We start from the raw sequence: 17,246 nt of genomic DNA, 5'->3' as shown, positions 1-17,246 counted from the left end.
AGCGCTCGGGCGCCTGTCGGTGTCGGTCTAGGGTGAGAGGAGCACCGGCAGAGAAGGAGACGAGGCATGGGAAACGCCCCCGAGGTGGTGATCCGTCCCGCGGACGGCACGGCTGAGCATCCGCGGCTGGTGCAGATCTGGCGCAGCGCCGTTGATGCCACCCATGATTTCCTATCCCCGCAGGACAGAGACGCGATCGAAGCGCGCCTCGCCGCCGAGTACTTTCCCCACGTGCGCCTCCATGTGGCCGCGGTCGACGGTGAGGCGGTGGGGTTCGCGGGCACCGCCGCCGGGAGCCTCGAGATGCTGTTCGTCGACGCCGCGCATCGCGGCCGCGGCATCGGCGGCGCGCTGCTCGCCCACGTCCTCGGGAGGGGGACCGTGACCCGGGTCGATGTGAACGAGCAGAACGCGCAGGCCGCAGGGTTCTATGCGCGCTGGGGCTTCGAGGTCGTGGGGCGCAGCGAGCTCGACGGAGAGGGCCGCCCCTACCCCCTGCTCCATATGGCGCTCGCACGCGCTGCGGTGCGCCGAGGAGGGGATGCCTGATGGAGGACGGGACGGGGCGGGGAGCTGCGGCGGACACCCACCTGGTGCGGCTCATCCTGGAGAAGTTCGACGCGCTCGCGGCGCTGACGGCACAGCTGGACGACGGTACCGCGAACACCGTGCTCGCGGTTCCCGGCAGCAACTCCGTCGTCCAGCTCCTCGTCCACTGCTGCGGTCTCCTGCGGCGCTGGTCTTCGACCGTGAACCTGGGTGTGACGATCCCGCGTGACAGAGACGCCGAATTCGAAGCCGAGATGCCGGTCGCCGCTGCCCTGGCGCTGGCCGCGCAGACGCGTGCGGCCTTCCTGGCGGACATCGCCGTCACGGATCTCGCCGCCGCACCGCGCCTCCCTCCGCCGGACCACGACGACTTCTGGACCGCTACCTGCGAGGGCGTGCTTCTGCACGTGCTCGAGGAGCTCAGTCAGCACCTCGGGCATGCGGAGATCACCAGAGACCTGGTGCCGGACATTCTGGGACCTCAAGCTGAGGAATGTCGGTTCCCGGCCATCGAAGGAGAGCAGGACGGTTGAACAGACGAAGGGCTCTGCAGACCGAGGGCGCCAGTGAGCGAGCTGGGCTCACCGCGGTCCGCAGAGACTGAGCGTCACCGCCGCGGCCGGTAGCGCCTGCCGAAGCTGCGCGGACTGTCCTCGAGGATCTCCACGAGCTCCCAGTCGATGCGCCGCCCTCCGGGCACATCGAAGATCCGCACCCCGTCGCCCAGGAACACCGGCGCGACGAAGATCTGCAGTTCGTCGATGAGATCGTGTTCGAGCGCCTGCCGTGCGATGTCGGCGCTGATGATCTGGACGTCCCTCTCACCAGCGAGTTCACGCGCGCGGGCGACGACCTCGCGGATATCGCAGTCCAGCGCGATCACGGACGGATCGCCGGCGAGCTCCTCGGGGCGGTGGGTCAGGACGAACTCGGTGCCCGTCCACGCCCCGCCGTAGGCCTCGGAGGTCAGCTCGTCGCGCTCGTCCTGCTGCGCCTTCGCGGCGTCATAGCCGCTGCGTCCGGAGATGATCACGGCGACGTCTCCGGCCATCCGCTCCACGGTTCCCGGAGCGAGCGGCTCTGCCGCTGACATCCAGCTCATGTCGTGCCCCGGACCGGCGATGAAGCCGTCGATGGAACTCGTGAACCCCCATGTGACCCTGCTCATGCGATGACGCTACGGGCACGGGCGGCGAGGGTCAACGGCGCATCAGGAGGAGCAGGCGCCTCCGCGGGAGCGGCGGGAATCGTCATCGGGGCCGTTCGTCATCGGTCGTGAAGCCGTCTCGGGCCGTACGGTCCTCCAGCGACTCGAGTTCCTGGAAGAAGGTGACCTGCCACCCGGCCGGTCCCTGCACGCGGGCGCTGAGGGTCCGGAATGGGGTGCGGATCGGCGGTGCCAGCGTTTCGGCACCGTGCTCTGTCGCTGCGGCGACGGCACGCTCGGTGTCGTCCACCTCAAGCGCGATCCGCAGCGTCGGGCCGGGGAGTGGGGCGCACCCTCGACGGCGTCGATGCTGCGCGCATGTGCGGGCGTGGCGAGCTCGACCGTGGCGATGCCGGCGTGCAGGATCGAGACCCGGTCGTCGCCTTCGGTTGCGAATGCCGGCTGCTCCGGCATGCCGAGCACATCGCGGTAGAACCGGACGGCCCCTTCGAAGTCGTCGGTCTCGATGATCAGACGCAGCTGCGTGGGAGGAGTGACATGAGTCATGCCACCCATTGTGCGGCACGCAGAGCGCGCAGGCACCTGTTCCCCGGCCTCGGCGCGGTATAGGATGAGCCCGCGCGAGGCCCGCCCGCCCGACCGGCGGGACGCGCTCCGTGATCCGCACCCCGCGGGTCCGCGCACTCGATGAGGAGATGCCATGACCACTCAGATCTTCGTCAATCTGCCGACGGCCGATCTGCCCCGGGCCAAAGCCTTCTACACCGCGCTCGGGGCGGAGATCGTCCCCGAGTTCACCGATGACAACGCCGCATGCGTGAAATGGGACGAGAACGTCTTCTTCATGATGCTGACCCGGGACTACCTGGCGACCTTCACCGACAAGCCCATCGCGGACCCGCAGACCACCGCCCAGGTGCTCACCGCACTGAGCCGGGACTCGCGACAGGAGGTCGAGGAGACCCGTGCGACGATCCTCGCCAACGGGGGCGGGGAGAACAAGGAGCCGCAGGACCACGGCTTCATGTACGCGATCAGCATGACCGACCCGGACGGGAACATCCTCGAGTTCATGCACATGGACCCGGTCGCGGCTGAACAGGGGCCGGAGGCGTACTTCGAACAGCAGAGCGCGGGCTGACCCGGCCGCCGGCCGCTCAGTCCTCTGGCTCTGCGGCCATCCCGCGCCATGCGGTGTCGAAGGCCGCGCGACAGCGTGCGAGGGTGGCGGCCTCTCCCAGGTCCGCGCCCCGTACGACCACCTGGTAGTAGAAGACGCCGTTGATGAGGTCGATGCACGCCTCGGGATCGAGGTCGGGGCGCAGCTCGCCGCGCTCCATCCCCGAGCGCAGCGCCGCGACCATCCCCGAGCGGCGCCGTCGCACATGGGAGTCCCAGTATGCCCGCTGCAACTCGGGGCTCTCGAGCACGAGCATCAGCCTCATGCGGAACCGGCGGTCGCTGTAGCCTCGGCCCCGCGTCGCCTCCGGATCGTCGAAGAGCAGCGCGAGGAAGGTCTCCCTGATGGTTCCCGAGGTGTCGGGCAGGATCGGCGCCCGCCCCCGGTCGAGGGCCGCCGCGATGAGATCGGCGATGCTCGGCCAGCGCCGGTAGAGAGCGGCGCGGGAGACTCCGCTCGCCGCGACCACCGCATTCACGCTGATCCGCTCGCCTGCATCGATGAGACCGATGACGGCGTCGATGATCCGCTCGTCGTGCTGCGGGTCGCGCGGCCTGCCGGGCCCCGACGCCGTGCGTGGCGCTGCGATGTCGGGGGTCCGACCGGTGTGCGCTCCGCCGCGCGCGGCGGCAGTGCTCATGCGTGCGCGCGCTCCCTGAGCGTGGAGACGAGCCCGTCGGTGAGGCCCGCCGCACGCAGCGGCAGCAGCGGATCCGTATGCGTCCGGGCGAGGTGGCCCAGCAGCCCCGCCATCGGTGCGGAGGAGAACTCCGCGCGCAGCGCGGCCTTCGCGGCGTCCTCCAGGCGGATCCCGGTGTTCGCGAGCAGGGGCTCCATGACGGGAGCGATCCGCTCCATGATCCGGGCGGAGTTGCCGCCGGTGCGAGCGTAGTCGCTGATGATCGCCTCGGGCTCCGCGCCCAGAGCCATGAGGAGCGAGGCCGCGAGCACTCCCGTGCGGTCCTGACCGGCCGCGCAGTGGAAGGCCGTCGCGCCCGGGGAGGTCGCGATGATCGCCAGCGCCTGCACGATCCGCGGTGCCGCGGTCTCGTACATGCGGATGTACATCTTCTCGAAGGAGGGCTGGTGGGTGAGCGACTCACCGTCCTCCTGCCCCTCGTTCACGGAGGACAGGAACGGGACGTGGTGATAGGTCACGGGCATGGCCGCCAGGGGGCCGCGGCCGGTGAGCTGCACCTCGGCCGCGGTCCGGAGGTCGATGACCGTCGTGAGGCCCTCGCCCACGAGGCGTGCGGCCGTGTCGGGGTCGGCGGTCGAGAGGTCGTCCGCGCGCAGTGCGAAGCCGGCGCGCACGGGCCCGGCGGCCGCGGGGATGCCGCCCAGATCGCGGAGGTTGACGGGTGCGGTGAGCGGGATGTCCAGGATGGGAGCGGTCATGTGATCTTCCTTCTGATGAGTGCGCTGAGCTGGTCGATGATCGTCACGAGGACGATGATGCAGAGGACCATCGCGCTGAGGTGGCCGTACTCGTAGCGGTTCATGGCGGTGGTGAGCTCGAGGCCGATACCGCCGGCGCCGACGAGTCCCAGGATCGTGGCACCGCGGATGTTGCCCTCGAAGAGGAGCAGCGTGTAGCTCGTGAGCATGGGCAGCGCCTGCGGCACGATCGCGTACTGGATGATCTGGCGCTTGGAGGCGCCCACGGACTCCATCGCGGTGACGGGTCCGCGGTCCACCGCCTCCATCGCCTCGGCGAAGACCTTGCCGATCGAGCCGATGGAGCCGACCGTCATCGCGAGGATGCCGGCGAAGGGGCCCAGGCCCACGGCGGAGACGAACATGAGCGCGATGACGAGATCCGGGAGCGCGCGGATGACATTCATCGTCCACCGGCACGGGTAGTACAGCCAGACGGGGGCGATGTTGCTCGCGGCCCCGAACGCGACGACGAGCGAGAGAACCGCGCCGATCACGGTGCCGACGACGGCCATCTGCAGGGTCTCGAGGAGGAGGGAGAGGATGAGGCCGATCTTCGAGAAGTCCGGCGGGAACATCCGGCCGAGGAACTCGCCCATGTTGGCCGCGCCCTCGCCGAGCTTGAGGAAGTCGAACTGGGCGCCGTTCGCCGACCAGACGAAGAGCACGACGGCGGCGACGGCGCTCATGCCCACGCGGGCACGCGGGAGGCGGAACGCCCGTTCCATCCGTGCGCGGTCGCGCTCGTCCAGCTGCGGGGCCGAAGTGCGGGATGCGGTGGCGGTGCCGGTCATTCTGCTTCCTCCTCCGTGTCGTAGACGGGTGCGAGGGCGTCCGCGTCGAGGTCCGCCGCATCCCCGGAGACGACGACCTGCCCGTGGCGCAGGCCGATGATCCGGTCCGCGTGCTCGAGCGCCAGCGGGAGCACGTGCAGGCTCACGAGGACGGGGATCTGCTCCTCACGGGCGATCGAGCGCAGGAGCTCGAGGACCGTGTGGCTCATCCGGGGATCGAGCGAGGCCACGGGCTCATCGGCGAGGATGAGCTGCGGATCCTGCATGAGCGCGCGGGCGATCGCCACCCGCTGCTGCTGTCCGCCGGACAGCGAGCGGGCCTCGGCCCCGGCCTTGTGGGCGATGCCCACCCGGTCGAGGAGGTCGAGGGCGCGGGCGCGGTCGGCGCTGCGGAAGGTGCCCAGCAGATTGGCGGCGCCGGCGCGGTGCAGCGAACCCGTGAGCACATTCGTGAGCACGCTGAGGCGGCCCACCAGGTTGAACTGCTGGAACACCTGGCCCACCTGGACGCGGAGGGCGCGCATCCGGCGCTGCGGCAGACCGGCGACGTCGAAGCCGGCCACCTGAGCGGTGCCGTCGGTGATGGGTGCGAAGCCGGTGAGCGCCTTCATGAGGGTCGACTTGCCGGAGCCGCTGGAGCCCAGCAGCGCCACCGTCTCACCGCGGAACAGGTCGAGGTCGACGCCGTCGAGCACGAGCGGTTCGTCCGCGGAGTAGCGGACCCGCAGATCGCGCACACGGGCGAGGGCGGGGCCGGCTGCGGCGGTGGAGGCCTGCACCGAGCTCGAGGCCGGGGACTGCGCGGCTGCGGTCGCGAAGGGAAGGCCTCCGCGGTGAGCGGGGGCGATGGCGGGAGCGGTCATGGATCCTCCTCAGTCCAGGTCCGAGATGTCGACGTCCGCAACGGCGGCGATGTCGACGAAGGGGGTGAAGACATCGTCCGCGGGCTCGATCATGGGCTCGACGCCCTCCGGGATCGCCTCCATGTAGATGCCGAGCGCCTTGCGGTTGGCATCCGAGTACACCCGCGGGAGCGCTTCGAGGAGGACCGCGCGCTTCTCCTCGCTCATGTGCTGGCTGCCGAGCACGGAGATGGACACCGGCATGGAGATGCTCTCGCCGATCGAGCGGGTCTCGCCCTCCTCGAACGGGAACATGGGGTCGTCCTGCCCGGCCATGGAGGTGAAGATCGTCGAGGTGCACGCGACATCGGCCTGCCCCTCCTGGAGAGCGACGAAGCTGCGGTCGTGCCCGCCGGAGAACAGTTCCTCGAAAGCGCCCTCGTCCGCACGCAGGCCCGCCTGGTCGAGCATGTGGGTGGGCATGAAGTAGCCCGAGCTCGAGGCGGGATCGGCGAACGCGATGGTGGTCTCGGGGGTGATGTCCTCGAGGCTCGTGAGCGGCGAGTCGTCGAGGACGATGCAGCTGGAGACTGGCTCCTCCGTGCCGGGCCAGGCGACGAGCGAATCGACCTCGCCCGTGCTGACGGCCAGCGCGGAGGGGAAGCCGCTCATGAGGCCGATGTCCTCGTGACCGGCGCGCACGGCCTCGATGACGGCCGAGTAGTTGGGCACATCGGTGATCTCGACGGTCATCCCGGACTCCTCCTCGATGAGGGCCTTGAGCTCCTCGACGGGGGTGGCCACGGAGGGGTCGTCGGTCACGGGCATGGTGGCGAAGCGGATGACATCGTCGTCCGCGGCGGTGCTCCCGGATGCGGAGGCGCAGCCGGAGGCAAGGAGGGCGACGGCGGAGGACAGTGCGCAGGCGGTGAGTGCGGCACGGGATCGCATGGTGACGGTGGCCTTTCGTTCAGCGGCGTCAGCGGAGGTGACGACACCATGAAAGGCCGCGGAGGTGTCCGCGAATTACGAGAACGACGGTCTCGCAGTGGAAGGCGAGGTGAACGGTCGGTGATGCCTGTGGCGTCCGTCACTCGGGGCGCGGGACGGGACGCGGGGTGCTCGCGGCGGGTGCCGGGCCGCTCAGCGGTGGGCGCCGGGCCGTTCAGCGGCGGGCGCCGAACCTGGCCGCGAACCAGCGCCGGCGCGCCCTCCGCCGGATCACGACGAGGACGACGCCGGCCGCCAGGACGGCGAGGCCGGGCAGGCTGATGAGCGCTCCCGTGGTGTAGACGGGGCGTGCGAACTCCTCGAAGGCCTCCACGTTCCCGCCGCCGCCCATGAGGAAGAGGAGCATCGGCGTCACGAGGACGAGGAGCCCCGCCGCGAGGATGAGCGCACCTGCCACCAGGCACACCACTCCGAAGACGAGGGAGGGCGGCTTCTGCGGGACGTGCGTGGGGTGCGCGGTCATGGGAGCACAGTAGCCCAGCGGCCCAGCGGCCCAGCGGCCCAGTGCACACCCTGCTGCGCCCGCGCTGCTGTGCGTCCGTCCTGCTACGCTCCTGCGCATGAGCCGCATCTTCACGACGAGCTTCGCCTCCGTGTACCCCCACTACGTCGCCAAGGTCGAGAAGAAGGGGCGCACGCGGGCCGAACTCGACGAGGTGATCGAATGGCTCACCGGTTTCGACGCGGACGCGCTGGCTGCGCATCTGGCCGCGGAGACCGCCTTCCAGGACTTCTTCGCCGCCGCACGGCTCAACCCGCACGCCTCGCTCATCACGGGTACGGTGTGCGGGGTCCGCGTGGAGGACGTCGAGGACCCGCTCATGCAGCAGATCCGCTGGCTCGACAAGCTCGTGGACGAACTCGCCAAGGGCCGGCCGATGGAGAAGGTGCTGCGCGGCTGAGCGCAGTGTCCCTCCCCGCCGTACCGCAGAAGAACCATAAGGTGCCGATGTGACCGAAAGCTCCGTCCCCGCCGCACAGGACGGGCCTCCGCAGTCCGCCGTCGCCGAAGTGATCCACGAGCAGCGCGGCAGCCTTCAGCGCCGCCTCGCCTCCCGGCACCTCGGCATGATCGCGATCGGCGGGGCGATCGGCACCGGCCTGTTCCTCGGCTCGGGCGGCACGATCGCCCAGGCCGGTCCGGGCGGTGCGCTGCTCGCCTACGCGATCGTGGGCATGATGGTGCTCTTCGTCATGCAGTCCCTCGGCGAGCTCTCCACCCATCTGCCCGTCGCCGGCTCCTTCCACACCTACGCCAGCCGCTATGTGAGCCCGTCCTTCGGCTTCGCGATGGGCTGGAACTACTGGTTCAACTGGGCGATCACGCTGGCTGCGGAGCTCGTGGCCGCGGGTGTGATCATGTCGTTCTGGTTCCCGGACGCGCCCGCCTGGGTGTGGGCTGCGGTGTTCCTGGCCCTGCTCACCGGCCTCAACTGGCTCTCTGCCCGGGCCTTCGGCGAGGGCGAGTTCTGGCTGGCGCTCATCAAGGTCGTCACCATCGCGGTCTTCCTCGTCCTCGGCGTGCTCATGATCGCAGGCGTCCTGGGCGGATCCTCGCCGGGCCTGTCGAACTGGACGCACGGGGACGGCCCGTTCGTGGGCGGCTGGGTGTCCGTCATCAGCGTCTTCATGATCGCGGGCTTCTCCTTCCAGGGCACGGAGCTGGTGGGGGTGGCCGCGGGCGAGTCCGCGAACCCGCGTCGGGACATGCCGCGGGCCATCCGCTCCGTGTTCTGGCGCATCATGCTCTTCTACATCGGTGCGATCGCCGTGATCGGCTTCCTCCTGCCGTACACCGACCCCTCGCTGCTGGCCGCCGCGAACAGCGAGGACATCACCGCCTCCCCGTTCACCCTCGTGTTCGAGCGCGCGGGCATCGCGGTGGCCGCCGGCGTCATGAATGCCGTCATCCTCACGGCGATCCTCTCTGCGGGCAACTCCGGCCTCTACGCCTCCACCCGCATGCTCTACGCCATGGCGAAGGAGGGCGTGGCACCGCGCCTCTTCGCCCGGCTCAACGCCCGAGGCGTCCCGGTCATGGCGATGCTCGCCACCGCCGCGATCGGCCTGTTCGGCTTCCTCACCGAGGTGATGGGCGACGGGGCGGCCTACACCTGGCTCATCAACGTCTCCGGCCTCTCCGGGTTCCTCGTGTGGGTGGGCATCGCGTGGAGCCACTACCGGTTCCGCCGCGCATGGGTGCGGCAGGGGCGCCGCGTGGACGAACTGCCGTACATCGCGCCGCTCTTCCCCCTGGGCCCCCTGCTCGCGATCACCCTCCTGCTCATCGTCATCATCGGCCAGAACACGCAGGCGGTGGCGAACGGTCAGGTGCTCGAGGTCGTCTCGGCCTACATCGGCCTGCCAGTCTTCCTCCTCGTGTGGGGCCTCCACCGGCTCGTGACCGGCCGCGCCTCGAGGACGGTGCCGCTGCAGGAGATGGACCTCAGCGGGGAGTTGCCGGACACCGCCAGCTGAGCTGCTCTGCTGCTCGGGTCACTGCGCGTGCAGGGAGTGATCGACCAGTCCGTTCAGCACGTGCAGGCCGTCGGTGGACAGCACTGATTCCACGTGGGCCTGCACCGAGGCGAAACCCGGCCCGCGCAGTGCGATGACGTCCCCGCTGCCGGGCAGCACCGCGGCCTCGATGCCTTCGCCGAGCGCGCAGACGTCTTCGCCCGGGGGAGCGGCGACACCCTCCCCCGCCTCCTCGCCGGTGTTCGGTGGTGCGGACACACGGGCGGTGAACGTGTTGTAGAAGCCCAGCCGCGCGTCCCGGCCCCACAGCGGCACGGTGAGCTGCGCCCCCTGACGGGGCGCGTCCAGCGGGACGAGATCGAGGCCCAGCTCCGCGGCGAGCAGCTGATGGCTGAGGCAGACGGCGAGCAGTGCCCGGCCCGCGGCGCGGCGGCGGGCCACGAGCCCGCGCATGCGGGTGATGCGCGCGGAGGCCGCGTCCCGGGGATCGCCGGGGCCGGGTCCGGCGACAAGCAGATCCGCCGCGGCTGCCTCGGCGTCCATGACCGCATCCCAGTCCGCTGCGCGCACCTCCATGCCGAGGTGTCGGAGCTGGTGGGCGAGCATCGTCGTGAAGCGGTCCTCGGCATCGACGACGAGCGCGCTCCGGCCCGCGAACGGCGGAGCGTGGGGCGCGTCCTGCGGCTGGAGCCAGAAGTCCGCGAGCCGGGAGTTGCGCTCGCGCAGCTGCGCGTCGAGCTCTGCTCCCGCGCGCGTGGTCCCGGAGGCGGTGACGGGTGAGGGGACGGACCCGGCAGGGGCGCCCGGGCGCGGGATCGCCCCGAGGGCGCCGAGCACGCCGGCGGCCTTGCTGTGGGTCTCGGCGACCTCGGATGCGGGCACCGAGCTGCGGACGAGGGTTGCGCCCACCGGTACGCGCATCCGGCCGTCCTCCAGATAGGCAGTGCGGATGAGGATCGGCGCGTCGAGGTCGTGGCTGCCGGCCCCGTTCGGGGTGAAGAGGCCCGCAACGCCCGAGTAGTAGCCGCGCGGACCGCGCTCGTGCCGGGCGATGACCGCACAGGCGTTCTGCATGGGCGAGCCCGTCACGGTGGGGGCGAACATCGTCTCGCGCAGGATCTCGCGCGGATCGAGCGCGCTCGCGCCCCGGAGCACGTACTCGGTGTGGGTGAGGCGCGACATGCGCTTGAGGTGGGGACCGGTGATGCGCCCGCCGTCCGAGCAGACCGCGCTCATCATCTTCATCTCCTCGTCGACGACCATGAACAGCTCCTCGGTCTCCTTGGCGTCGCGGAGGAACGCGGCGAGGGCCGCGTCCGTGGCGCCCGAGGCCGGGTGCCGGAAGGTGCCGGAGATGGGGTTCATGGTCACCGTGCCGCCGCGGGCGATGACGTGGGCCTCGGGGCTGGCACCCGCCATGACGCCGCGGTCGGTGACGACCGCGAAGGTCCAGTAGGCGCCCGTCTCGTGCTCCATGAGGGCGCGGAACCAGGCGAGCGCCGTGTGCGCCTCCGCCGCGTCCACCCGGGCCGTGTAGTCGCGGCGGATGACGAAGTTCGCGCCCTCGCCGCGGCCGATCTCCTCGGCGATCACCCGGGAGACGGTGTCCGCGTAGTCCTCGTCGGAGACGTCGAAGCCGGCCTCGCGGAGCGGAGGCGGTGCCGCAGGCAGGGCGGCCAGCACCTCGGCGGCGGGGAGGGTGTGGTGCTCGTCGACCAGCAGGCAGGCCAGGGGAGTGCCGTCATCGGCGACGTCGAAGCCGCGCTCGCGGATCTGGCAGTAGGGGACGAGGGCGAGCACCTCGCGCGGACGGTCGTCCGCGCACAGGGGGATGTCTGCGAGCGCCTCGACGGTGACGAGCTCACCGGTGAGGATCTCGATGTGCGCGCCGTCTCCGCGGGAGAGCAGGGCGAAGGGGCGGCCGGAGGTGCTGAGCTCTGCGAGCAGCTGTGCAGTGGGGGTCATGACGTCTCCTGGTGGGTGCACCGGGACGTTCGCACTGGACACAGCAGGACCGCCCCGAGTGAGGCGGTCCGGTCTGCGAGTACGCGAAAGGGGCCGCCTAGGAGGCGGGCCACCAGCTGAGGTTCGCGTGCATGGCGTCACAGTAGCACGCTGTGAGCCGCGGTTCCGCCCTGGACGGGGCCGGCAGTCTGCGAGGGAGCGGTGGAGGGTTCTGGGCGAGGAGGAGGGGCTCCGATGAGCGACAGGAGAGCGGACGGGCGGGGCGCGGGCGTCCAGGGCCCGGGCGGTGCACGCCGGAAAGCTCTGGCCGCCCGGGGCCTGCTCGCGGCGGACGGCCTCGCCTGTGCTGCAGCCGGCATCGCCCTCGGAGGCGGCGACGGGCTGCTGCGGGCCGTCGACCCGAGCCTGCGGCTGCGCCTGCAGCTCGTCCTCGCTCTCGGCGCCACGAGCGCCTCGCTGCTGAGCGCTGCCGCGCGGACGGAGCCCCGGCCCGATGACCTCCTGCGCTCTGCGGCGGTGAACGGGGTCTGGACGGGCGTGTGTCTCGCCGCCCTCGTCCGCGGTCTGTCCCGGAGAGGTTCCGTGCGCACGGAGCGCACACGGACAGGGAGCGCCGGCGCCGCACCCTCGCCCTTCGGTCCCTCCGGGATCGGCTTGGGCCTCATCGCCGCGACAGCGGTCTTCGACGCGGCCGCCGGTCTCGCTCAGTGGAGGCTGGGCTCACGCATGGGCGGAGAGGCTCCTCGGCGGAGTTCGCGTCCGTGCGGTACCGTACCCTCAGCACAGGACATGTGACGCAGGCCTCCTTCCGCGCTCCTGAGCCGCTTGCCGGCGGCGTGGGGGGCAGGACGCGGTCGCAGAGGCGAGGACGGCAAGGGGGACTGAGATGGCATCGGTGGTGGTCCGCGATCTTCGCACGGACGATCTCGGCAGGATGGTCAGCCTGTGGGAGGAGACGCGCACACCGGGGATCGAACCGGTCTACGGTCTCCCGGAGGTGCTCGCCTCCTGCCAGGCGGACGAGGCCGTCGTCGCGGTGGTCGAGGGCGAGGACCGGCTCATCGGGGCGGCCGTGGGCCGCGCCGCGCACGAACAGGGCTGGGTGGTGTTCCTCGGGATCCTGCAGGAGCACCGCACCGAAGAGCTGGGCGGGCGCCTGCTGACCGCCCTGGAGCGCAGGCTGGCGGCGTCGGGCATCGGCACGATGTCCGCGCTCGTCGACAGCCACGAGCCGCACGGCCTCGACCTCTTCACCGGCAACGGCTTCGGCGTCCAGCACGAGCTGCGCTATGCCGAGCGCCGCATCCCCGTCCAGGGGCGCGACCTCGCGCTGCTGCGGGAGCTGGGCGGGCGGATACTGCCGCCGGGCCACTGGGACGCGATGGGCGGGATGGAGCAGGAGAAGGCGCTCATCGAGCGGCGGCTCGTCATGCCGCTGGCCCAGCCGGCGCTCGCGGAGCGCTACGGGGTGGTGCCGCCGCGTTCGGCGATCCTGTTCGGCCCGCCGGGCACCGGCAAGACCACCTTCGCGAAGGCCGTCGCCTCGCGCCTGGGCTGGCCGTTCGTCGAGGTCTTCCCCTCGCGCCTGGGAGGCGACCCCGCGGGGATCGCCTCTGCGCTGCGGGAGACCTTCGCCCGCATCGCGGAGCTGGAGCGCGCCGTCGTGTTCATCGACGAGGTGGAGGAGATCGCCTCCCACCGCAGGGGCGATCCGCCCTCGCCGCTGCAGGGCGTGACGAACGAGCTGCTGAAGATCATCCCCGATCTCCGGGAGCAGTCCGGCAGGCTGCTCATCTGCGCGACGAACTTCATCCGTTCCCTCGACACCGCGCTCCTGCGGCACGGGCGCTTCGACTACGTGCTGCCCATCGGTCTGCCCGATGCCGCCGCCCGCGAGGCGATCTGGCAGCGCTACATCCCCCGCGAGTCCGGGGCCGAGGTGGAGGTCGCTGCGCTTGTGAACGCCAGTGACGGCCTGACCCCGGCCGATATCGAGCACGCGGCTCGCAGGGCCGCGCAGAGCGCGCTCGAGAGAGCCGTGGAGCACGGCGAGGGAGCACAGCCGGGACCCTCGACGGCGGACTATCTCGCAGCCCTTCAGACCATCCGCCCCACCGTGAGCAGGGACGTGGTGGCGGACTTCCTCGAGGACATCGAGGTGCTCGGCCGGACCTGAGGTGGGACTGCAGTCGCAGCCGTGCGCGGACCTGTGGCATGTTCCTCCAGGTTCGCTCTCCTGTCCCATATTTGGGGCATTGCGGTATCCTGAGCACATGACAGTCGCGGTTCCAGACAGTGCACTCAAGCGAGTAGGGGCAGGGCTTGCGGAGTCCCGCCGCGAACGTGGGCTCACGCAGTCAGAAGCCGCCAGGCTCGCAGGGCTCACCCGCAAGGACGTCTCGCGGCTGGAGAACGGAGTCCCGGGGGTGGCGTGGGCGAAGCTCTACGCGCTGGTCGAGGCGCTGGGCAATGCGACTCCCGGTGTCGAAGCCGGACAGCCCCCCAGCGCCGATGCCATCTATAGGGCGATGCATGCTTGACCTCTATCTGAACAGCGCGTTCGCGGGAACCGTCGAAGTCGATGAGCTCGGCACATACATGCTGCGATACGCCGATGAGTGGGTGACCTCGCCGAATCGGTACCCGCTCTCCGTGTCGCTGCCCTTGACCGAGAAGACGCATTCAGGGAAGCGAGTTGAGAACGTCCTCCGGGGATACCTGCCCGAAAGTGACATCGTCCTCGAGTCGTGGAGCAAGCGGTACAGGATCTCGAACCCCCATGATCCCCTCTCGGTGCTGGAGAAGGTCGGCGAGGACGTTGCAGGGGCTGCACAGTTCATCCCGCACGGTCAGAAGATCTCGACCGCAGGAGTCCTCATCGACCTCGAAGAGGCCGAGATCGAGGAACTTATCGCGGATGCACGCGTCACGGGTGGAAGCATGCCCCACATCCGGACCGTTCCCCGGCTCTCCCTGGCGGGTATGCAGCCGAAGTTTGCCCTGCATCAGCGCGAGAATGGTCGCTGGGCGATCCCTGGCGGCCGGGCGGCCTCAACGCACATCTTCAAGCCAGGACGTCCTGAGCTCGAGGAGATCGAGAAGCTGGAGACGGCGTTGATGGAGGCCGCACGCCGGTGCACGATCCCCTCGGCCGAAGCGAGGGTCCTGACGTTCGGTGGTGAGTCGACGTACGTCACCGCACGCTATGACCGGGTGGCCACTGCCGAGGGTGTGGGCCGCGTGCACCAAGAAGACTTCGCTCAGGCCATGGGCATCCCTCCCGGGCGGAAGTACGAGGAAGACGGCGGGCCCTCTGCCGTGAAGTACGTGCAGCTGCTGCGGGAATGGTCGTCTGCCCCCGAGGCGGACGTGGACTCATTTGTCCGGCTGACGGCGTTCAACATTGCCGTCGGGAATGCAGATGCCCATGCGAAGAACTACGGGCTCCTGCTTGCTCCCGGCGAGCAGATCCGCTTGGCGCCGGCCTATGACATTGGTTCGCTGGCTGCCTATCCCGGCTATGACCAGCGTCTGTCGTTCGCCATCGGCGGTCAGCGTCATTACAAGGCTATCGAGCAGGCTCACTGGTGGAAGTTCGCCAGACGCGCCGGCCTCGACGGTGATCGCGTCATCGCACAGGTGCACTCGGTGTGGGAGAAAGTGCCCGATGCCGTCGGTGAGGAACTCGCCCGTGCTGAGCTGTCGCCGCGGGTCGTTGAGCGTGTCGAGGGACTGTTCCCGGGCCTGCACTCCCGCACGCAGCGCATGGCCCCTGCCGCGGCCTCGGGCATCGCGGTCCCGCGTCCACCGGCACCACCCGAACACGGTGACACATTCGGTGTCAATCTCCCCTAGAACCTCTCCACTGGAACATGCACAGACGCAGCCATCCTTCACCACCGCGGTACCAAGTTGCGATCCGGCTGCGACGCCCACAGCAGTCTTACTGCGGAGATCGCTGATGCAGAGTCCAGCGCGTAGGTAACCGGGCCGGTTGAGAGCGTGCCGATACGACGTCGGACAGCCGAACAGCGATACTTAGGCCATGGAACTCGAACCAGTGACGATAACCGCTCTCGTGGGCGCCGGAGGCGTGGTAATCGGTGCGCTCATCACAACGCTGATGGCAGGCATCAATTCATGGCTGCAGCGGAGGGAGGATCGCCATCTGGCTACACGCCAGGTGCGCGAAGAACAGTACTTCAACGCAACCGAAATCCTGCACGAGATGCATAGAGAACTAGAAGCGTTCCAGAAATCAAATAGTGGACTTGGCACAACACCCGAGAAGTCAAGGTCAATATTTCCGTGGAAGAATGCAATATACCGTTCAAGTGACGCTCGGTCGGCTCAGGCCGTGCGGTCACTCTTTGATTCTGCCGAGCGCGTGCGACTGCAAAAAGCTAAAATGGAGATAGTGGGCAGTCGCAAGGCAGCTCATGCGTTCGCGGAGTGCTACAGTGCGATTGAAGAATATATGGAAAAAGTCATCGACCACATCATGACTGATGGTCGATTTGTCTATAGTGATTCAGAGAGGTGCTTGGAAGTCTATGCATCTCGCGTCAAAAATGCGGTGAACCTGTTTCGGCAAGACCTCCGCACGAAAGACTGACTGTCAAGTCCTGGGACTTGATAGACATTAGAGCATGTTGTGAAGATAGCGTTCTATGCGCGTGATAGCCCTTCTGGCATGAATACGCTCCCGTGCGCCTGAAACTGGTTGGGCGTCGCTTCCATTGCGGTTCCATGGAATCGAGGAATCCCGTCGACGCACCAGGGCTCTGCGCTCCCCGGTCCAGTCCTCCGCGCGATCCTCAGGCGTCGGTTCGGTTCCCTGGCGCTCAGTCATGGTGAACGCTCTGAAGCGCCGCCGGTGCCCGACCGTGCCGCATGTGCCTGCCCGGCACCGCCTGTGCTCGTTCTGACACACATCCCTCCCTGCTGTGAAAATCGTGGCGGATACGGTGGAGGAGACAGTTCGAAAACACAGGGATTGAGGAATCGTCATGAACCGGAAGACCGCACTGCGCCCCACCGCTCTCGCCGCCGTCCTCGGCACCTCGCTCGTCCTCGCCGCCTGCGGGGGAGGCGAGGAGGCGACCGACGCCGCCGAGGACACCGGCCAGGTGCAGGAGGACGCTGCCGAAGCCGAGGAGGTCGCCGCAGAGGAAGATGCCGAAGAGGAGGCAGCCCCCGCCGGCGAGGGCGGTGTGCCCGCCTGGGCCAAGGAGCCCACCGAGGGCGGTGAGCAGATCGCCTCGGTCGAGGCCGGCGATGTTGCCGTCGACGTCTTCCAGATGGGCACCGCTTCGGCTCCGAAGGACGGCAACTGGGTCGATCCCGACACGGATGAGCCGATCATCGCCGAAGGCGATGACATCGTGTTCGTCAACTACGTCATCACGAATAACGGCGATCCGATCGACCTGGGCTCCAGCCTCGTGAGCGTCTCCGCGGAGTACGACGACTGGGAGTACATGCAGGGCATGGGCGGCATCACGGACAACGCGCTCTCCGAGGAGATGGGCGTGCAGTCCAGCGGAGTCGCGGAGACCGCGGATCCGACCGTCTACACGTTCGGCACCGGGGAGCACTTCAGCTACGGCGAGAACTTCCACTACCAGCCGGGCTCGGACATCAGCTTCGAGGTGACGATCACGCCGGTCGACGCCGAGGGCGAGCTGCTCCATGACGACAAGATCGAGGGCGAAGGCTCCGGCACCATCGAGTGACCGTCGCCTGCGCCTGTGGCCGGCCGTGCCCGCGAGCGCAGCCAGGGCCGCGATGGAGGCGGAGCGCGGCCTGCGCTGTGAGAAGGG

Annotated in this window: 20 protein-coding genes; 11 read left to right on the top strand and 9 right to left on the bottom strand. The window is 69.3% G+C overall.

Features of this window, described 5'->3' with window-relative positions; genetic code table 11:
• Positions 1–66: 66 nt before the first annotated feature.
• Complete coding sequence (locus K318_RS0107195) at positions 67–549, top strand: acetyltransferase (RefSeq protein WP_035280786.1); 483 nt, start codon at positions 67–69, stop codon at positions 547–549.
• Positions 549–1,082 carry a mycothiol transferase gene (locus K318_RS20100; RefSeq protein WP_084499813.1) on the top strand — a complete coding sequence of 178 codons (534 nt, stop codon included), beginning with the start codon at positions 549–551 and terminating at the stop codon, positions 1,080–1,082. The genes K318_RS0107195 and K318_RS20100 overlap by 1 nt, the downstream gene beginning before the upstream one ends.
• 74 nt (positions 1,083–1,156) lie before the next feature.
• On the opposite strand, the gene K318_RS0107185 is transcribed toward K318_RS20100, so the two are convergent.
• Together K318_RS0107185 and K318_RS25525 are read right to left on the bottom strand one after the other, a co-directional pair.
• On the bottom strand, positions 1,157–1,717 hold the full coding sequence (locus tag K318_RS0107185) for a dihydrofolate reductase family protein (RefSeq protein WP_029088988.1): 561 nt from the start codon (positions 1,715–1,717) through the stop codon (positions 1,157–1,159).
• A gap of 82 nt (positions 1,718–1,799) precedes the next feature.
• The gene (locus K318_RS25525) at positions 1,800–2,006 is read right to left on the bottom strand and encodes a hypothetical protein (RefSeq protein WP_245579794.1); all 207 of its coding nucleotides are present in this window, start codon (positions 2,004–2,006) and stop codon (positions 1,800–1,802) included.
• A gap of 411 nt (positions 2,007–2,417) precedes the next feature.
• On the opposite strand from K318_RS25525, the gene K318_RS0107175 reads away from it, so the two are divergent.
• Entirely contained in the window at positions 2,418–2,858 is a 441-nt protein-coding gene (locus tag K318_RS0107175) for a VOC family protein (RefSeq protein WP_029088987.1), read from the top strand.
• 16 nt (positions 2,859–2,874) lie between these two features.
• On the opposite strand, the gene K318_RS0107170 is transcribed toward K318_RS0107175, so the two are convergent.
• The 6 genes from K318_RS0107170 to K318_RS0107145 form a co-directional block, all read right to left on the bottom strand.
• The gene (locus K318_RS0107170; protein ID WP_084499811.1) at positions 2,875–3,537 is read right to left on the bottom strand and encodes a TetR/AcrR family transcriptional regulator; all 663 of its coding nucleotides are present in this window, start codon (positions 3,535–3,537) and stop codon (positions 2,875–2,877) included.
• Positions 3,534–4,295 carry a tyrosine-protein phosphatase gene (locus K318_RS0107165; protein WP_029088985.1) on the bottom strand — a complete coding sequence of 254 codons (762 nt, stop codon included), beginning with the start codon at positions 4,293–4,295 and terminating at the stop codon, positions 3,534–3,536. The genes K318_RS0107170 and K318_RS0107165 overlap by 4 nt, the downstream gene beginning before the upstream one ends.
• On the bottom strand, positions 4,292–5,128 hold the full coding sequence (phnE, locus tag K318_RS0107160; RefSeq protein ID WP_029088984.1) for a phosphonate ABC transporter, permease protein PhnE: 837 nt from the start codon (positions 5,126–5,128) through the stop codon (positions 4,292–4,294). Before phnE ends, K318_RS0107165 begins: the two co-directional genes overlap by 4 nt.
• Positions 5,125–5,991 carry a phosphonate ABC transporter ATP-binding protein gene (locus tag K318_RS20090; protein WP_051297645.1) on the bottom strand — a complete coding sequence of 289 codons (867 nt, stop codon included), beginning with the start codon at positions 5,989–5,991 and terminating at the stop codon, positions 5,125–5,127. The genes phnE and K318_RS20090 overlap by 4 nt, the downstream gene beginning before the upstream one ends.
• A gap of 9 nt (positions 5,992–6,000) precedes the next feature.
• Positions 6,001–6,921, bottom strand: a complete 921-nt coding sequence (phnD, locus tag K318_RS0107150; protein ID WP_029088983.1) for a phosphate/phosphite/phosphonate ABC transporter substrate-binding protein — start codon at positions 6,919–6,921, stop codon at positions 6,001–6,003.
• Positions 6,922–7,135: 214 nt separating this feature from the next.
• The gene (locus tag K318_RS0107145) at positions 7,136–7,444 is read right to left on the bottom strand and encodes a hypothetical protein (RefSeq protein WP_029088982.1); all 309 of its coding nucleotides are present in this window, start codon (positions 7,442–7,444) and stop codon (positions 7,136–7,138) included.
• A gap of 97 nt (positions 7,445–7,541) precedes the next feature.
• On the opposite strand from K318_RS0107145, the gene K318_RS0107140 reads away from it, so the two are divergent.
• The gene (locus tag K318_RS0107140) at positions 7,542–7,883 is read left to right on the top strand and encodes a DUF2200 domain-containing protein (protein WP_029088981.1); all 342 of its coding nucleotides are present in this window, start codon (positions 7,542–7,544) and stop codon (positions 7,881–7,883) included.
• A gap of 109 nt (positions 7,884–7,992) precedes the next feature.
• Positions 7,993–9,459 carry an amino acid permease gene (locus K318_RS20085; protein WP_035281079.1) on the top strand — a complete coding sequence of 489 codons (1,467 nt, stop codon included), beginning with the start codon at positions 7,993–7,995 and terminating at the stop codon, positions 9,457–9,459.
• A gap of 18 nt (positions 9,460–9,477) precedes the next feature.
• On the opposite strand, the gene K318_RS0107130 is transcribed toward K318_RS20085, so the two are convergent.
• Positions 9,478–11,424 carry a chorismate-binding protein gene (locus tag K318_RS0107130; RefSeq protein ID WP_029088980.1) on the bottom strand — a complete coding sequence of 649 codons (1,947 nt, stop codon included), beginning with the start codon at positions 11,422–11,424 and terminating at the stop codon, positions 9,478–9,480.
• A 234-nt stretch (positions 11,425–11,658) separates the two neighbouring features.
• Here K318_RS0107130 and K318_RS0107125 point away from each other — a divergent pair, with 234 nt between their 5' ends.
• From K318_RS0107125 to K318_RS0107110, 6 genes are all read left to right on the top strand, one after another.
• Positions 11,659–12,219 (top strand): hypothetical protein, encoded by a 561-nt coding sequence (locus K318_RS0107125; RefSeq protein WP_029088979.1) that lies wholly within the window; start codon positions 11,659–11,661, stop codon positions 12,217–12,219.
• Positions 12,220–12,310: 91 nt separating this feature from the next.
• Positions 12,311–13,600, top strand: a complete 1,290-nt coding sequence (locus K318_RS0107120; protein WP_029088978.1) for an ATP-binding protein — start codon at positions 12,311–12,313, stop codon at positions 13,598–13,600.
• A gap of 97 nt (positions 13,601–13,697) precedes the next feature.
• The gene (locus tag K318_RS24265) at positions 13,698–13,964 is read left to right on the top strand and encodes a helix-turn-helix domain-containing protein (RefSeq protein WP_084499809.1); all 267 of its coding nucleotides are present in this window, start codon (positions 13,698–13,700) and stop codon (positions 13,962–13,964) included.
• The gene (locus tag K318_RS20080; RefSeq protein WP_051297644.1) at positions 13,957–15,279 is read left to right on the top strand and encodes a type II toxin-antitoxin system HipA family toxin; all 1,323 of its coding nucleotides are present in this window, start codon (positions 13,957–13,959) and stop codon (positions 15,277–15,279) included. Before K318_RS24265 ends, K318_RS20080 begins: the two co-directional genes overlap by 8 nt.
• A gap of 190 nt (positions 15,280–15,469) precedes the next feature.
• Positions 15,470–16,039, top strand: a complete 570-nt coding sequence (locus K318_RS24635; protein WP_156913837.1) for a hypothetical protein — start codon at positions 15,470–15,472, stop codon at positions 16,037–16,039.
• Positions 16,040–16,433: 394 nt separating this feature from the next.
• The gene (locus tag K318_RS0107110) at positions 16,434–17,159 is read left to right on the top strand and encodes a hypothetical protein (RefSeq protein WP_029088977.1); all 726 of its coding nucleotides are present in this window, start codon (positions 16,434–16,436) and stop codon (positions 17,157–17,159) included.
• The last annotated feature ends 87 nt before the right edge of the window (positions 17,160–17,246 follow it).

The organism is Brevibacterium album DSM 18261 (assembly GCF_000426445.1).
Lineage (GTDB): Bacteria > Actinomycetota > Actinomycetes > Actinomycetales > Brevibacteriaceae > Brevibacterium > Brevibacterium album.
The sequence above is the reverse complement of the archived record's forward strand: the minus strand, read 5'-3'. Positions and strand labels throughout refer to the sequence as shown.

Excerpts from the sequence above, each read along its gene's own strand:
- K318_RS0107195 (WP_035280786.1), top strand. The coding sequence starts at position 67 with ATGGGAAACGCCCCCGAGGTGGTGATCCGTCCCGCGGACGGCACGGCT.
- K318_RS20100 (WP_084499813.1), top strand. The coding sequence starts at position 549 with ATGGAGGACGGGACGGGGCGGGGAGCTGCGGCGGACACCCACCTGGTG.
- K318_RS0107185 (WP_029088988.1), bottom strand. The coding sequence starts at position 1,717 with ATGAGCAGGGTCACATGGGGGTTCACGAGTTCCATCGACGGCTTCATC.
- K318_RS0107175 (WP_029088987.1), top strand. The coding sequence starts at position 2,418 with ATGACCACTCAGATCTTCGTCAATCTGCCGACGGCCGATCTGCCCCGG.
- K318_RS0107170 (WP_084499811.1), bottom strand. The coding sequence starts at position 3,537 with ATGAGCACTGCCGCCGCGCGCGGCGGAGCGCACACCGGTCGGACCCCC.
- K318_RS0107165 (WP_029088985.1), bottom strand. The coding sequence starts at position 4,295 with ATGACCGCTCCCATCCTGGACATCCCGCTCACCGCACCCGTCAACCTC.
- phnE (WP_029088984.1), bottom strand. The coding sequence starts at position 5,128 with ATGACCGGCACCGCCACCGCATCCCGCACTTCGGCCCCGCAGCTGGAC.
- K318_RS20090 (WP_051297645.1), bottom strand. The coding sequence starts at position 5,991 with ATGACCGCTCCCGCCATCGCCCCCGCTCACCGCGGAGGCCTTCCCTTC.
- phnD (WP_029088983.1), bottom strand. The coding sequence starts at position 6,921 with ATGCGATCCCGTGCCGCACTCACCGCCTGCGCACTGTCCTCCGCCGTC.
- K318_RS0107145 (WP_029088982.1), bottom strand. The coding sequence starts at position 7,444 with ATGACCGCGCACCCCACGCACGTCCCGCAGAAGCCGCCCTCCCTCGTC.
- K318_RS0107140 (WP_029088981.1), top strand. The coding sequence starts at position 7,542 with ATGAGCCGCATCTTCACGACGAGCTTCGCCTCCGTGTACCCCCACTAC.
- K318_RS0107130 (WP_029088980.1), bottom strand. The coding sequence starts at position 11,424 with ATGACCCCCACTGCACAGCTGCTCGCAGAGCTCAGCACCTCCGGCCGC.
- K318_RS0107125 (WP_029088979.1), top strand. The coding sequence starts at position 11,659 with ATGAGCGACAGGAGAGCGGACGGGCGGGGCGCGGGCGTCCAGGGCCCG.
- K318_RS0107120 (WP_029088978.1), top strand. The coding sequence starts at position 12,311 with ATGGCATCGGTGGTGGTCCGCGATCTTCGCACGGACGATCTCGGCAGG.
- K318_RS24265 (WP_084499809.1), top strand. The coding sequence starts at position 13,698 with ATGACAGTCGCGGTTCCAGACAGTGCACTCAAGCGAGTAGGGGCAGGG.
- K318_RS20080 (WP_051297644.1), top strand. The coding sequence starts at position 13,957 with ATGCTTGACCTCTATCTGAACAGCGCGTTCGCGGGAACCGTCGAAGTC.
- K318_RS24635 (WP_156913837.1), top strand. The coding sequence starts at position 15,470 with ATGGAACTCGAACCAGTGACGATAACCGCTCTCGTGGGCGCCGGAGGC.
- K318_RS0107110 (WP_029088977.1), top strand. The coding sequence starts at position 16,434 with ATGAACCGGAAGACCGCACTGCGCCCCACCGCTCTCGCCGCCGTCCTC.